The sequence below is a fragment of the Actinomycetospora sp. TBRC 11914 genome, from assembly GCF_012933465.1.
GTDB lineage: Bacteria > Actinomycetota > Actinomycetes > Mycobacteriales > Pseudonocardiaceae > Actinomycetospora.
The window spans coordinates 652,017-666,638 of the sequence record NZ_JABBND010000001.1 but is presented as its reverse complement, the minus strand read 5'-3'; the positions used below and the strand labels follow the sequence as shown (position 1 = coordinate 666,638).

Sequence of the window (14,622 nt, the reverse complement as noted above, 5' to 3'; positions counted from 1 at the left end):
GTGACACTCGGCGCCCCACGAGGAGGACGACGTCAGGCGAGGAGGATCGAGATGGGCACGGAACGGCTCGGGCTCACCGTCATTCCCGGCGCGGGCTGGCGTGCGGAGGACGTGCGCCGCGTCGCCCGGGAAGCCGAACACGCCGGATTCGATGCGATCTTCTCGACCGAGGTCAACAGCGACACGATGAGCACGGCCCTCCTGATGGGCGGGTCGACGGAGCGGATCGGCGTCGGCACGTGGGTCGCGAACATCTACCTGCGCCATCCGTACCTGTGCGCGAAGGGCGCCGAACTGATCGCCGATGCGACCGACGGGCGTTTCCTGCTCGGCCTCGGCGTCAGCCACCAGCCCGTCAACGCCGCCCTGCAGATCGACATGTCGGACGCCGGGAACGACCTGGGCTCCTACGCTCGCGCGGTCCGAGGGTGGCTGGAGGGAGGCGGCCCGACGACGCACCTGCCGCAGCGCCCGGCGCCGCGGCCGGTGCCGATCTACGTCGCCGCCCTGAGCTTCGCCGCGGTCGAACGGGCCGCCGAGGTCGCGGACGGCCTGATGCCGACCATGTGGTCGCCGGAGAGGGTGGCCGAGAGCGTGGAGCACATCGCGCGGGGCCGTCGCCGCGCCCAGCTGACGGGAGACGTCGACCTGACGTTGGGCATCCCGACGTTCATGGGTGAGGACCTCGACCGACTGCGGGAGATCGCCAGGGAGAATCTCGCCCTCTACACCGGCTTCCCGTTCTTCCGCCGGATGTGGCACGAGAGCGGTTTCGTCGAGGAGGCGGAAGCCATGGCCCGCGGCGCAGGCGCCCGCGGGTTGAGCGACGCCCTCCTGGACTCCTTCTGTCTCATCGGGCCGCCGTCCCGATGCCGTGAACGGATCGCCCGGTACCGATCGGCGGGCGTTGACCTCCCCATCCTCATGCCGCCCCTCGGTCCACGCGCGGCGCTGGAGGTCGTCGACACGTTCGCGACCGTCGCGGCTCAGTAGTACCAGGGGAACGGGGCCCAGTCGGGCTCCCGCTTCTGCAGGAACGACTCCTTGCCCTCGACGGCCTCGTCGGTCATGTAGGCCAGCCGGGTCGTCTCGCCGGCGAAGAGCTGCTGGCCGACGAGCCCGTCGTCGATCAGGTTGAACGAGTACTTGAGCATCCGCTGCGCCTGCGGGGACTTGCCGAGGATCTCCCGCGCCCACTGCAGCGCCGTCGACTCCAGCTCGGCGTGCGGGACGACCTCGTTCACCGCGCCCATCCGGTGCATGGCCTCGGCGTCGTAGGTCCGGCCGAGGAAGAAGATCTCACGGGCGAACTTCTGCCCGACCTGCCGCGCGAGGTAGGCCGAGCCGTACCCGCCGTCGAAGGACCCGACGTCGGCGTCGGTCTGCTTGAACCGGGCGTGCTCGGCCGACGCGAGGGTGAGGTCGCAGACCGCGTGCAGCGAGTGCCCGCCGCCCGCGGCCCACCCGTTGACGACGGCGATGCACACCTTCGGCATGAAGCGGATGAGCCGCTGGCACTCGAGGATGTGCAGCCGGCCGGCCCGGCCCTGCTCCTGCGCGCTCACCGCGGTCTCCGACGACGCGTACTGGTAGCCCGTGCGGCCGCGGATGCGTTGGTCGCCGCCGGAGCAGAAGGCGTGGCCGCCGTCGCGCGGGGACGGGCCGTTGCCGGTCAGCAGCACCACGCCGACGTCGGCGCTGGTGCGCGCGTGCTCCAGGGCCGTCGCGAGCTCGTCGACGGTGTGCGGCCGGAATGCGTTGCGCACCTCGGGACGGTCGAACGCGATCCGAACGCACCCCAGGTCGACGGACCGGTGGTAGGTGATGTCGGTGAAGGCGAAGCCCTCCACCGCACGCCAGGCGGACGGGTCGAAGATCGAGTCGTCGGCGCTCACGCGGCGGACTCTAGGAGGTGGACCGCCTCCCCGCCGGACTCACGTGGCCGCGGCCAGCGGGAGGTCCCGGTCGCCCGTGCCGTCGGCGTCCTCCGCGCCCGCCGCCCAGGCCAGGGCGGGCAGCCCGCGCAGCGCGTCGACCACGATCCGCGGGCCGAGGCGATCGACGGTCCCGGCGAGCGACTCGTGCCCCATGCGGTGCTCCTCCCAGACCGCGACGACCGCCTCGACCAGCGCGGGCACGTGGTCGGCGGCGACGCGCCCGAGGACACGGCCGAGCCGGTCGCGGCGCAGGTCGCCGCCGAGGTGCACCCGGTAGCCGGGCACCCGCCGGCCCCCGATCGAGACCAGGTTGCCCGCGAAGCCCAGGTCGGCGGTCTGGTGACGGGTGCAGCTGGCCGGGCACCCCGACACGCTCACCCGCAGCCCGCTGTTGCGGCGCAGCGCCGGGAGCTCCCAGAGGGCCCGGGCGAGGTCGTGGGTCGACGTGATCGCGAGCGCGCAGACCGGCGCACCCACGCACGCGCGCACGTCGTGCGCGGGATGGTCGGCGCCTACGACGAGCCCGTGCTCCGCGAGCGTGCGCCGCAGCACCCCGACCCGCGCCACCGCGACGTCGCGCAGCACGACGTTCTGCTCGCGCGTCGGGCGCAGGATGCCGTCGCCGTCGACCTCGCACGCCGCGGCGAGGGCCTCGAGCGCGTCGGCGGCGAGCTCCCCGAGCGGCACCGTCACGGTGACCGTGACGAGGCCCGGAGCGGTCTGGGCGCGGACGTCGGTACCCCACCCGCCGTCGGGAACCGGGCCGCCGGCGGGCGACGGCCCCCCGACGACGGCCGGGCGCGCGGGCAGCGGCGCGGGCTCGGGCCACGGCCGGCGTCGGGCGGCGCGGTCGGCCTCGGCGACCAGCGCGGTGAACCGCGTGACGCCCAGGCGCCCGACGAGGAACTTCAGCCGAGCCCGGTTCGGGGTGTCGAAGGCGCCGTGGGCGAGGAAGACCTCGAGCACCGCGTGCACCGCGGGCAGCAGCCGCTCGCGCGGGACGAACTCGACGATCCGGCTGGCGAGCGTGGGGGAGGAGCGGCCGAGGCTGCCCCCGGCCCACAGCTCGTAGCCCGGCCGGCCGTCGTCGTCGAGGGTGGAGACGAGCCCGACGTCCGAGACCTTCGCCTGGTCCCGGCACGGCCCGCAGCCGCCCATACCGATCGTCAGCCGCTGGGGCAGCCGGGCGTTGAGGTCCGGGCCGAGCGCCAGCAGCGAGTCGGTGAGCGCCGTCGCGTCGGGGGTGCAGTCGAAGGGCTCGTCGGCCGACACCCCCGCGTCGGGGCAGCTGGTCACGCCGCGGACGGTGTGTCCACACGTCGAGGAGGTGTCGAGGCCGGCGGCGCCCAGGTGGTCGAGGACGTCGTCGACGTCGGCCGCGGCGACGTCGTGCAGCTCGACCTGCTGGCGGGTCGTGAGGTGCACCCGGCCGTCGCTGTGGCGCCGCGCGAGGGCGGCGAGCGTCCGGGCGGCGTCGGCCGGCAGCGTCGCCCTCGTCCGGGCGCGGACGAGGAAGTGGGTGTCGGCGGCCTGCGAGCAGACCCCGAGGGTCTTGAGGCTGTAGCGCTCCAGCGCGCCGAGGCGGCCCGCGCCGAGCGCGGCGGGGTCGAGGGGGAGCCCGGCCCGCTTGCTCGCGACGACGTCGCCCGGCGTGTCCCGCCCGCCGGGGCGCGCGGGGCGGTGACCGGGACGGTGCCCGGCCAGCGGCCGGGCGAGCAGGGGGGACACGACGCCGACCGGTGCGGCGACGGTCGCGGGCCCCGAGACCAGCACGTACCCGACGCCGCGCACCGTCCGGATCATGTCGCGGTGCCGCGGGCCGAGGACGCGGCGGAGCTGGCGGACGTGCACGTCGACGGTGCGGGCGCTGCCCTCGTAGTCCCGGCCCCAGACGCTCGCGAGCAGCTGGCGGCGCGACAGCGGCCGCCCGGCGTGCTCGACGAGCTCGGTGAGCAGCTCGAACTCGCGGCGGGCGAGCACGAGCGGTCGCCCGGCCACCCGCGCGTGGAACGACGCGGCGTCCACGACGAGGTCCCCGACGGCCAGCGCGCCCTCGCCGAGCGCGGGCAGGCCGTTCCCCGGCTCCGGACGGGGGCGGCGGGGCCCGGCGCGCCCGATGGCGAGCCGGAGGCGCAGGTCGATCTCGGCCGGCCCGGCGTCGGCGAGCACCAGCCCGTCGAGGTGGTCCTCGGCGTCGGGCGGCAGGTCGGCGTCGGGGCCGAGCACGAGGACCCGGGGGACGTCCGGGCGGGCGCGGGTGGCGGCGGCGGCGAGCTCGGACGCGGCGCGGGGGCGCTCGCGGCCGTCGAGCAGCACGACGTCGACGTCGTCGGGCGCGGCGAGGACACCGGCCGACGCCACCGGGGTCAGCGTCGTCCGGTGGGCCGAGAGCAGCCCGAGGGCGGGCAGGACGCCCTCCACGGACTCCGCCGCGCTGACGAGGAGCAGGTGCACGCGCGAGACCTCCCGCCGGATCGGGTGGTGGGACCGCTGCCACGCGCGCCCGTCGGGTGTGAGGGTGCACGGGACGCCGCGGGGTCTGGTGGCCGAACCGACGGCGGATGGGACATCGGACCACGGAACCGGCGCGTACCGGCTACGACCTGGTTACGCCGACGTTGCCACGCCGGTGGTGATCGTCACGGGCGTGGTCGTCACCGGGCGAAGAGCTCCCGGACGGCGGCGCGGTCCGGCTTGCCGATGCCGTGCACGGGCACCGCCTCCAGCACCCGCACCTCGCGCGGCGCGGCCCGGCCCATGAGCGCGACCTCGGCGCGCACCGCCTCGGCGTCCAGCGACGCCCCCCGCTCCCCGGCGACCACGGCCACGACCCGCGCGCCCCACTCGGCGTCGGGCACCCCCACCACACACGCCTCCCGCACCCCCGCCACCGCCAGCAGGGCGCGTTCGACGGCGGCCGGGGCCACCTTCTCGCCGCCGGTGACGATGACGTCGTCGGCCCGCCCGAGGATCTCCAGCCGGCCGTCGCGGTCGATCCGCCCGAGGTCGGACGTGCGGAACCGCCGGCCGGGCAGGAAGTCCGCGGCGGCCGCGTCGTCGGCGCCGCGGTACCCCTCGGCGACGGTGGCGCCGCCGAGCACGACCCGGCCCGCCCCCGTCTCGTCCTGACCCTCGAACTCCACCGTGACGCGGTCGAGCGGCACGCCGTCGTAGACGCAGCCGCCGCAGGTCTCGCTCATCCCGTAGGTGGTCAACACCCGCACCCCGGCCTCGCGGGCGCGGGCCAGCAGGCCGGGGTCGGCGGCCGCGCCGCCGACGAGCACCGCGTCGAGCGCGCGCAGCGCGTCGAGCCCGGCCCCGGCGTCGTCGAGCAGGCGCCGGACCTGGGTCGGCACCAGCGAGGTGCGGCTGACCGGGCCGCCCCCGTCGCGCGCGGCGGCCTCGAGCGCGGCGGCGAACCCGTCGGGCCGGAAACCGTCGCGCAGCTCCATCACCGCGGCCGGCGACCCGGAGCGCGCCGAGCGCAGCAGGACCTGCACCCCCGCGACGTGGTGGGCCGGCAGCGCGAGCAGCCAGCGCCCGTCCCCGCCGAGCCGGGCCGCCGTCGCCGCCGCCGACGCCGCCAGCGCCGTGCCGGACAGCAGCACCGCCTTGGGCACGCCGGTCGAGCCCGACGTCGTCACCACGGCCGCGACCCCCGGCGGCACCGGCCCGGTGAGCGCCGCCCGGGGCGCCGGCTCGCCCGGCCCGGTCGGCAGCACCGCCGGGCCCTCCCCGGCGGCGGCGGTGACGAGGCGGGCGGCCAGCGCCCGCGCCGCGGCGGCGGACCCGTCGGTCGGGACGATCTCCACGGCACGACGGTCGGCGATCACGGTCTCTACCGTAGGCACGGTGAGCGACGCCCGACCCGACCCCGTGACCGTCGTCCCCGGACCGGCCGGGTCCGAGCTGGCCGTGGCCGTCGTCGCGCTGCCGATGCGGACCCGGTTCCGCGGGATCACCGTGCGGGAGACGCTGCTGCTGCGCCGGGCCGACGACCTCGGGGACACCGCCGCGCCCTGGGGCGAGTTCTGCCCCTTCACCGAGTACGACGACGACGAGGCCGTGCCCTGGCTGCGCTGTGCGCTGGAGTCGGCGGGCCTGCTCGGCGCACCGTGGCCGGCGCCCCGGCGGGCGAGCGTCCCGGTGAACGCGACCGTGCCCGCCGTCGGGCCCGCGCAGGCGCACCGCATCGTCGTCGCCTCGGGCGCGGGCACGGCCAAGGTGAAGGTCGCCGAGCGGGGCCAGGACCCCGCCGAGGACCTCGCCCGCGTCGAGGCGGTCCGCGACGCCCTGGGGCCGGCCGGCCGGGTGAGGGTCGACGCGAACGCCGGCTGGGACGTCGACGCCGCCGTGGCCGCGATCACCACGCTCGACCGGGCCGCGGGCGGGCTGGAGTACGTCGAGCAGCCGTGCCCGACGGTGGAGGAGCTCGCGGCGGTCCGGCGCCGGGTGGACGTCCCGGTCGCCGCCGACGAGTCGATCCGCCGCGCCGGGGACCCGATGCGGGTGGTGGCCGCGCAGGCCGCGGACGTCGCCGTCGTCAAGGTCGCGCCGCTGGGCGGGATCGCGGCGTCGCTGCGGATCGCCGAGGCCATCGGGCTGCCGTGCGTGGTGTCCTCGGCGGTGGAGAGCTCGGTCGGGCTCGCCGCCGGTCTGGCGCTGGCGGGCGCGCTGCCCGAGCTGCCGCACGCCTGCGGGCTCGCGACGACGAGCCTGCTGGCGGCCGACACGGTGGCCCCGGGCGACGCCGTCGTCCCCGTCGGCGGGGCGATCGCGGTGCCGACCGCGCCGCCCCCCGTCCCCGTGGCCGCGCTCGCGGAGCACGCCGCGTCCCCGGACCGGGCGTCGTGGTGGCTCGACCGGTTGAGACGGGTACTACGCCGCGTGGACGATGGGGTCCCGACCGACCCGGGCGCCGTCGACGCCGTCCGCTGACGCACTCAGGAGGAACCGATGGACAGGCTCGAGGCGGGCCGCGCGGTGGTCGCCGCCAAGGACGCGAAGGGCATGAGCTGGCAGCAGCTCGCCGACACCCTCGGCCGCTCCCTGGTCTGGACGACCTCGGCGCTGCTGGGCCAGCAGCCCCTCGACGCCGAGCAGGCCCAGCAGGTCGGTGGGGTGCTCGGTCTCGACGACGCCGCCGTCGCCGCGCTCGCCCTCCCGCCGGTGCGCGGTGAGGCGGCGCTCGACCCCACCGAGCCGGTGACCTACCGGCTGCAGGAGGCGCTGCAGGTCTACGGCTCGGCGCTGCACGAGCTCATCCGCGAGGAGTTCGGCGACGGCATCATGAGCGCCATCGACTTCTCGCTGGAGTTCGAGCGCGAGCCCGACCCGAAGGGCGACCGCGTCAAGCTGATCTGGAGCGGCAAGTTCCTGCCGTACAAGGTCTGGTGACCGTCGCGGGGACCGACCCCTCGACACGCCGCCGCGCGTCGGCCTGACTCGACCCGTGCGGATGTAGCGTGCGGAGCGTGACCGCCGCCCCGCCCCAGGACACCCGGGCGCAGCCGCCGGCCGCGGCCGGCGAGCCCGAGGGTCCGCCCCTGCACGTGCGCACCGCGTTCGGGGTCCGTGAGGCGGAACCACGGCCACGCCCGCACCTGCCCGGGCCCGCCTGGACGTGCGACGGCATCCTGCTGCGGCCGGTGTCGGACACGGTGCTCGCGGCGTGGTCCGCGGCCACCACCGAGGAGCTGGCCGCCTCCGGGGTCGACGGCGTGCGCGTCGCCCGTCCGGTGCGTGCCTCGGACGGGCGGCGCGTGGTCTCGGGCTGGGCGGCGTGCCACGACGTGGCCGGGCAGGTCCGCCCCCGGCACGACGACGTCGTCGCGGTCTCGCTGCGGCTGCACCGCGCCACCGCCAAGCTCGCCCGCCCCCGCCTCGTCGACGACCGCGACGACATCCTCGCCCGGGCCGACCGCATGGCCTTCGGCGAGCGCTCCGTGTCGCTCGACGCCGAGACCGGCGGTGACCTGTTCGCCGAGCTGGTCCGCCGGCGCGTCCCCGTGACGGTGCCGTCCCAGCTGGTGCACGGCGACCTGTTCGGCACCGTGCTCTTCGACGGGCCGGACACCCCCGAGGGCCCCGGCACCGAGCAGGCGCCGCCCGCGGTGCTCGACGTCGTGCCGTTCTGGCGGCCGGTCGAGTGGGCGGCCGCCGTCGTCGTCGTGGACGCCCTGGCCTGGGGCGGGGCCGACTCGGGCATCGTCGGGCGCTGGTCGCACCTGGTGGCGTGGCCCCAGATGCTGCTGCACGGGCTGCTCTTCCGGCTCGCGGTCCACGCCCAGCACCCGGCCTGCACCAAGGAGTCGCTGCGCGGGCTCGAGCACGCCGCCCGCGTGGTCACCGAACTGCTCTGACGATGTGATGACGGGCCCTCGGTCCGTCGTCGCCGTGAAACGCAGCGTCACGCCGCCGTAACGACGCGTGCCTAGCGTCGCCCCTCGAGTCGGGACCGAGGGCGCGGCACGTCACCGCGCCCGGTGATCGAGAGGGCGTGGCGAGATGAGCGTGGCCGCCGAGGCCGCCGGGACCCGCGGGGGCCGGTGGATCGACGACTGGCGTCCGGAGGATCCGGGCTTCTGGGAGAGCACCGGGAAGAAGATCGCGAACCGGAACCTGTGGTTCTCGGTGTTCTCCGAGCACATCGGCTTCTCGATCTGGTCGCTCTTCGCGGTGCTCACGCTGTTCATGGGCGACGCGTACCACATCGACACCGCCGGCAAGTTCTTCCTGGTCTCGATGCCCACCCTCGTCGGTTCGGTGCTCCGGCTGCCCTACTCGATGGCGGTCGCGGTGTTCGGCGGCCGCAACTGGACCATCATCTCGGCCGCGCTCCTGCTGGTGCCGGCGATCCTCGCCGCGATCGTCATGCACCCCGGCACGTCGTACACGACGTTCATGGTGGTGGCGGCGATCGCCGGCGTCGGCGGCGGCAACTTCGCCTCGTCGATGACGAACATCAACGCCTTCTTCCGCGAGAGCGAGAAGGGCAAGGCGCTCGGGCTCAACGCCGGCGGCGGGAACCTCGGCGTCGCGGTCATCCAGCTGGTCGGGCTGCTGATCATCGCGACGGCCGGCACCGGCTCCCCGCGGATCCTGCTGGCGGTCTACATCCCGCTGATCGTCATCGCGCTGGTCGGCGCGGCGCTGTTCATGGACAACCTGTCGACGGTGCGCAACGACACCGGTGCGCTCGCGGAGGCGGCGAAGGACGCGCAGACCTGGATCCTCTCCTTCCTCTACATCGGCACCTTCGGGTCGTTCATCGGCTACAGCTTCGCCTTCGGCCTGGTGCTGCAGAACCAGTTCGGCCGCACCCCGCTGCAGGCCGCCTCGATCACGTTCATCGGCCCGCTGCTCGGATCCCTGATCCGGCCGGTGGGCGGGATGCTCTCCGACCGGATCGGCGGCACGCGGGTCACGTTCTGGAACTTCGTCGCGATGGCGGTCAGCGCGCTGATCTGCATCTGGGCGTCGGGGATCAAGTCGCTGCCGTTGTTCGTCGTCGGCTTCGTGCTGCTGTTCATCACCTCCGGCATCGGCAACGGCTCGGTCTACAAGATGATCCCGGCGATCTTCCGGACGAAGGCGCTGGCATCGTCGGAATCGCGCGGCTGGGACCAGCAGGGCGCGCTGTTGTGGGCGCGCCGCACGTCGGGCGCGGTCATCGGGATCGCCGGTGCGATCGGCGCCTTCGGCGGGCTGCTCATCAACCTCGCGTTCCGCGCCTCGTTCCAGTCGACGAAGTCCGGCACCCCCGCGTTCTGGGCGTTCGTCGCCTTCTACGCGGTCTGCTTCGTCGTCACCTACGTCGTCTACCTGCGCCGCTCGAAGGCCGCGACCGACCCGGCCACGGGCTCGACGGTCAGCTACGCGTCCGCCTAGGTGCGCTGCGCGCTCGTGAGCAGAAAGTGTCGGTATAGCGACCTTTTCTGCTCACGGGCGACCGAAGGGAGCACATGTTGGAACCCCGCACCGTCGTCGTCGTCGGCCACGGCATGGTCGGCCACCGGTTCGTCGAGAGCCTGCGCCGCCGCGACACCGAGGGCGCCTGGCGCGTCGTCGTGCTCGCCGAGGAGTCGCGGCCGGCCTACGACCGGGTGGCCCTGTCCTCCTACGTCGGCGAGGCCACCGAGGACGACCTGGCGCTCGCCGACGACGAGTTCCACGCCGACGGGCTCGTCGAGCTGCACCTCGACGACCCGGCCGTCGCGGTGGACCGGTCGGCCCGCCGGGTCACCACCCGCCGCGGCCGCGCCGTCGACTACGACGAGCTCGTGCTCGCGACCGGGTCGGTGCCTTTCGTGCCGCCGGTGCCCGGCCACGACCTCGACGGCGTGTTCGTCTACCGCACCCTCGACGACCTCGACGGGCTCCGTGCCGCCGCCGAGACCGCCACGGCCGACGCCGGCGCGGGCCGTCGGTCCGGCGTCGTCGTCGGCGGCGGGCTGCTCGGGCTGGAGGCGGCGAACGCGCTGCGACAGCTCGGCCTGTCCCCGCACGTCGTGGAGATGGCGCCGCGGCTGATGCCGGTCCAGGTCGACGACGCCGGGGGAGCGCTGCTGTACCGGCTGGTGTCCGACCTGGGACTGCGGGTGCACACCGGCGTCTCGACGTCGTCGATCGCCCGCGACCACCGCGGCGGGCTCACCGTGACGCTCTCCGACGGCACCGAGCTCGACGCGTCCGTCGTCGTCTTCTCCGCGGGCATCCGGCCCGCCGACGCGCTGGCGCGGGAGATCGGGCTCGACGTCGGGGAGCGCGGCGGGGTGCTGGTGGACGAGCGCTGCCGCACGACCGACGAGCACGTCTGGGCGATCGGCGAGGTGGCGGCCGTCCGCGGGCGCACCTACGGCCTGGTCGCCCCCGGCTACGCGATGGCCGAGGTGGTGGCCGGGCGGCTGGCCGGCGACGACGCCGAGGCCCGGTTCACCGAGGCCGACCTGTCCACCAAGCTCAAGCTGCTCGGCGTCGACGTCGCGAGCTTCGGCGACGCCCACGCGACGACGGCGGGCGCCCTCGAGGTCCGCCTCGACGACCCGGTGACCGGCACCTACTCCAAGCTCGTGGTGAGCGACGACGCCCGCACCCTGCTCGGCGGGGTCCTCGTCGGGGACGCGTCGAACTACGAGACGCTGCGCGGGTTCCTCGGCGCGGAGCTGCCCGGCGACCCGATGTCGCTGATCGCGCCGGCGGGGGAGGGCGCTGTCGGCGTCGGGATCGACGCGCTGCCCGACGGGGCCCAGATCTGCTCCTGCAACGCGGTCACCAAGGGCGCGCTCGTCGACGCCATCGCCTCCGGCGAGGCGACGACGGTGCCGCAGCTCAAGGCGTGCACGCGGGCGGGCACGACCTGCGGCTCGTGCGTGCCGACGCTCGGCAAGGTCCTCGCGAGCTGCGGCGTCGAGGTGTCGAAGGCCCTCTGCGAGCACTTCGCGCAGTCGCGGGCCGAGCTGTACGAGATCGTCCTGGCCACCGGGCTGGCGACCTTCTCGGAGATCCTCGCGGCGTACGGCACCGGGCACGGCTGCGACGTCTGCAAGCCCGCCGTCGCGTCCATGCTCGCCACGCTCGCCGGCGGCCACGTCCTCGACGGCGAGTCCGCCACGCTGCAGGACACCAACGACCACGCGCTCGCGAACATGCAGCGCAACGGCACCTACTCGGTGGTGCCGCGCCTGCCGGGCGGCGAGGTCACCGGGGAGGGCCTCATCGCGATCGGCGAGGTCGCCCGCGACTTCGGGCTGTACACCAAGATCACCGGCGGGCAGCGGATCGACATGTTCGGGGCACGGCTCGACGACCTGCCGCGGATCTGGAAGCGCCTGGTCGACGCCGGGTTCGAGTCCGGGCACGCGTACGGCAAGGCGCTGCGCACGGTGAAGTCGTGCGTGGGCACCGACTGGTGCCGCTACGGCGTGCAGGACTCGGTCGGCCTGGCCGTCGCGCTCGAGCTGCGCTACCGCGGGCTGCGGTCGCCCCACAAGCTCAAGTCCGGGGTCAGCGGCTGCGCCCGCGAGTGCGCCGAGGCCCGCTCGAAGGACTTCGGGATCATCGCCACCGAGCACGGCTGGAACCTCTACGTCGGCGGCAACGGCGGGTTCACGCCCCGCCACGCCGAGCTGCTCGCCTCCGACCTCGACACCGGGACGCTCGTGCGCACCATCGACCGGTACCTCATGTTCTACGTGCGCACCGCCGACCGGCTGCAGCGCACGGCGCCGTGGATCGAGTCGCTCGAGGGCGGGATCGACCACCTGCGCGAGGTGGTCATCGAGGACTCGCTCGGCATCTGCGCCTCGCTCGACGAGCAGATGGCCCGCCACGTGCGCAGCTACGCCGACGAGTGGGCGGCCGTCCTCGACGACCCGGACAAGCTCGCCCGCTTCACCTCGTTCGTCAACGCCCCCGGCACCCCGGACCCGACGATCGAGTTCGTCGACCACCTCGGCCGCCGGGTGCCCGCCGGGATGAAGGAGGGCCAGCCGACCGACCTGGGGTCGCTCGGCTTCGACACCACGCCGGCGCCCACCCGCATCGCCGGCCCGACGATCCCCGTGGGGGCCCCCGCATGACCACGTACGCCGATGTCCGCCACCACCCCGACGGCTCCACCGACGGCGCCGAGGCCAAGGACCCGCGTCCGGAACCCACCGCGCCCGTCACCCCGCCCGCGACCGACGGCTGGACGCGGATCTGCCCGCTCGAGCGCCTCACCCCGGAACGGGGCGTGTGCGCGCTCGTCGGCGGGGAACCGGTGGCGGTGTTCCGGACCCGTGACGACGAGCTCTACGCCCTGCACAACCTCGACCCGTTCTCCGGCGCGTCGGTGCTCTCGCGGGGCATCGTCGGCGACCTCGGGGGCACGCCCGTCGTCGCGTCGCCGCTGTACAAGCAGCACTTCGCGCTCGACTCCGGCGTCGCACTCGAGGACGACTCGGTCGCCGTCGCCACCTATCCTGTGCGGGTGGTGGACGGGGTGGTCGAGATCGGGAGCGCATGACACCAGGGCCGCTCGAGGGCGTGCGGGTCGGCGTGACGGCCGACCGGCGCGCCGACGACCAGATCGACCTGCTGCACCGGCGCGGGGCGACGACGCTGCACGGCCCGACCATGCGCATCGTCCCGCTCGCCGACGACGCCGAGCTGGCCGCGACCACCCGCGCCCTGCTGGACGCGCCGCCCGCAGTCGTCGTCGCGACGACCGGTCAGGGCTTCCGCGGCTGGCTGGAGGTGGCCGACGAGTGGGGGCTCGGCGAGCGGCTGCGGGCGGTGCTCGGTGACGCGGCACTGCTCGCCCGGGGCCCGAAGGCGCGCGGCGCGATCCGCGGCGCGGGGCTGCGCGAGGTGTGGGCGGCGGAGGCCACCGAGTCGTCGCCCGAGGTGCTCGAGCACCTCCTGGCCGGAGGTGAGGGTCCGCTCGCGGGTCGCCGGATCGCGGTCCAGCTGCACGGCGACCCGATGACGGGGTTCCTGGCGGCGCTGCGCGAGGCGGGCGCGGACGTCGTCGAGGTGCACGTCTACCGGTGGGAGCCGCCGCCCGACCTGCCCGCCGTCGACGCGCTGATCGACGCGATCGTCGGGCGCGACGTCGACGTCGTGACCTTCACCAGCGCGCCCGCCGTGGAAGGGCTGCTGCAGCGGGCCGAGACCCTCGGGCGGGACGAGGACCTGGTGGCGGCGCTGCGCGGCGGTCCGGGCGGATCGGGGGTGCTGGCCTGCGCGGTGGGGCCGGTGACCGCAGCGCCGCTGGACCGCCGCGACGTGCCCTCGATCGCGCCCGACCGCTTCCGTCTGGGGGCGATGGTGCGGCGGCTGGAGGAGCACGTGGCGGGTACCCCGCGACCGTGACCCCCGCGCTCGTCGTCCTCGCCCACGGCACCGGTGACGCCGCCGGCCGGGGTACCTGGGGACGGCTGCTGCTGCGGCTGCGGGCGGCGCTGCCCGGGGTCGAGGTCCGGCTGGCGTACGCCGGGGTGGCGCGGCCGCAGCTCGCCGACGTGCTGCCGGAGCTCCCCGGGCCGGTCGTGGTGGTCCCGGCGTTCCTGGCGGCGGGCTTCCACGTGCGGGTCGACGTCCCCGGCCAGTTGGCCGCGGTCGGGCGGGACGACGTGCGCCTGGCGGAGCCGCTGGGGCCCGACTCGGGGCTGGTGGACGTGGCGCTGGAGCGGCTGCGCGAGGCCGGGTGGCACGGCGAGCGGGTCGTCCTGGCGGCGGCGGGCTCGACGGACGCGGTCGCCCAGGAGGACCTGCGCACGGCCGCGGGGCTCTTCGCCGCGCGGCTCGGGAGCGAGGTGCCGGTCGGCTACATCGCGGGCGGTGATCCGCGGGTGGCCGACGTCGTGGCGGCGCAGGACGGGCCGGTCGCGCTGGCGACGTGGCTGCTCGCGCCGGGGGCGTTCCACCGGTGGCTGGGCGACGCGGGCGCGGCCGTGGTGGCCGAGCCGCTGGGCGACCACGACGGCGTCGTCGCGGCGGTGCGGGACCGGTACGCGCGCTGCGCGCCCGTGAGCAGCCACGACGCTCCCGGCGACCGCTGACCGGACGGACGGGGCCGAACCGGACGCCCGGCCCGGGCCGGCGGGCCGAGTTCCTCCGGATGACCCTCGTGCCCGGCCGCCCTCCCCAGCAAGGTGGTGCCGGGCGCGTCCACGACGCCGCACCCGTCGTCACAGCCGAA

Annotated in this window: 12 protein-coding genes; 9 read left to right on the top strand and 3 right to left on the bottom strand. The window is 75.5% G+C overall.

The genetic code is table 11. The annotated features are described in order from the left end of the window. Positions 1–51 precede the first annotated feature (51 nt). Positions 52–993 carry an LLM class flavin-dependent oxidoreductase gene (locus HH311_RS03190; protein ID WP_169182086.1) on the top strand — a complete coding sequence of 314 codons (942 nt, stop codon included), beginning with the start codon at positions 52–54 and terminating at the stop codon, positions 991–993. On the opposite strand, the gene HH311_RS03185 is transcribed toward HH311_RS03190, so the two are convergent. From HH311_RS03185 to HH311_RS03175, 3 genes are all read right to left on the bottom strand, one after another. Next, positions 987–1,877: a 1,4-dihydroxy-2-naphthoyl-CoA synthase gene (locus HH311_RS03185; RefSeq protein WP_312029969.1), complete on the bottom strand. Its 891-nt coding sequence runs from the start codon at positions 1,875–1,877 to the stop codon at positions 987–989. The genes HH311_RS03190 and HH311_RS03185 overlap by 7 nt on opposite strands. A 57-nt stretch (positions 1,878–1,934) precedes the next feature. Beyond that, complete coding sequence (locus tag HH311_RS03180; protein ID WP_169182084.1) at positions 1,935–4,391, bottom strand: winged helix-turn-helix domain-containing protein; 2,457 nt, start codon at positions 4,389–4,391, stop codon at positions 1,935–1,937. 200 nt (positions 4,392–4,591) lie between these two features. Further along, complete coding sequence (locus tag HH311_RS03175; RefSeq protein ID WP_312029912.1) at positions 4,592–5,770, bottom strand: AMP-binding protein; 1,179 nt, start codon at positions 5,768–5,770, stop codon at positions 4,592–4,594. An 82-nt stretch (positions 5,771–5,852) separates the two neighbouring features. On the opposite strand from HH311_RS03175, the gene HH311_RS03170 reads away from it, so the two are divergent. From HH311_RS03170 to HH311_RS32495, 8 genes are all read left to right on the top strand, one after another. Continuing rightward, positions 5,853–6,875, top strand: coding sequence for an o-succinylbenzoate synthase (locus tag HH311_RS03170; RefSeq protein WP_169182634.1), 1,023 nt, complete (start codon positions 5,853–5,855; stop codon positions 6,873–6,875). Between the two features lie 18 nt (positions 6,876–6,893). After that, the gene (gene cynS, locus HH311_RS03165) at positions 6,894–7,334 is read left to right on the top strand and encodes a cyanase (protein WP_169182083.1); all 441 of its coding nucleotides are present in this window, start codon (positions 6,894–6,896) and stop codon (positions 7,332–7,334) included. A 77-nt stretch (positions 7,335–7,411) separates the two neighbouring features. Then, on the top strand, positions 7,412–8,299 hold the full coding sequence (locus HH311_RS03160) for a TIGR02569 family protein (RefSeq protein WP_312029911.1): 888 nt from the start codon (positions 7,412–7,414) through the stop codon (positions 8,297–8,299). A 145-nt stretch (positions 8,300–8,444) separates the two neighbouring features. Beyond that, a complete protein-coding gene (locus tag HH311_RS03155) occupies positions 8,445–9,827 on the top strand; it encodes a NarK/NasA family nitrate transporter (RefSeq protein WP_169182082.1) in 1,383 nt (460 codons plus the stop codon). Between the two features lie 74 nt (positions 9,828–9,901). After that, on the top strand, positions 9,902–12,517 hold the full coding sequence (gene nirB / locus HH311_RS03150) for a nitrite reductase large subunit NirB (RefSeq protein ID WP_169182081.1): 2,616 nt from the start codon (positions 9,902–9,904) through the stop codon (positions 12,515–12,517). Beyond that, the gene (gene nirD, locus HH311_RS03145) at positions 12,514–12,945 is read left to right on the top strand and encodes a nitrite reductase small subunit NirD (protein WP_169182080.1); all 432 of its coding nucleotides are present in this window, start codon (positions 12,514–12,516) and stop codon (positions 12,943–12,945) included. Before nirB ends, nirD begins: the two co-directional genes overlap by 4 nt. Beyond that, positions 12,942–13,793 carry a uroporphyrinogen-III synthase gene (locus HH311_RS03140; protein WP_169182079.1) on the top strand — a complete coding sequence of 284 codons (852 nt, stop codon included), beginning with the start codon at positions 12,942–12,944 and terminating at the stop codon, positions 13,791–13,793. The genes nirD and HH311_RS03140 overlap by 4 nt, the downstream gene beginning before the upstream one ends. Beyond that, positions 13,790–14,482, top strand: a complete 693-nt coding sequence (locus HH311_RS32495) for a sirohydrochlorin chelatase (protein WP_169182078.1) — start codon at positions 13,790–13,792, stop codon at positions 14,480–14,482. Before HH311_RS03140 ends, HH311_RS32495 begins: the two co-directional genes overlap by 4 nt. The last annotated feature ends 140 nt before the right edge of the window (positions 14,483–14,622 follow it).